1 protein-coding gene is annotated in these 255 nt (G+C 61.2%); it reads right to left on the bottom strand.

Annotation, left to right across the window (positions count from 1 at the left end):
• On the bottom strand, positions 1–255 hold a 255-nt coding region (locus tag KW828_RS21780), incomplete at both ends, for a phage baseplate assembly protein V (protein WP_256350343.1).

Here is a 255-nt window from a genome sequence, read left to right as displayed (position 1 = left end):
ACACCTCTTCCCCACCCGTCTTGTCATCAAAGCGCAGGGCGTTGCCATTGGTTGGCCCGCCGTACAGCGAGTGGCTGAAGATCCCGCTCTGCGACGCCGTACCCGGCAACCCCCACGGCGGCATCGTATCCTGGTTGTAAACACGGCCCACTATGATCGGCATGTCCGGGTCGCCGTTCTTGAAGTCCACCAGCACTTCCTGACCAATACGCGGGATCTGAATGGTCCCAAATCCTTTACCCGCCCACGGCTGGC

The sequence above is a fragment of the Enterobacter sp. ENT03 genome, from assembly GCF_019218745.1.
Taxonomy (GTDB): Bacteria; Pseudomonadota; Gammaproteobacteria; order Enterobacterales; family Enterobacteriaceae; genus Enterobacter_D.
This window is presented reverse-complemented; position numbering and strand designations above follow the sequence as displayed.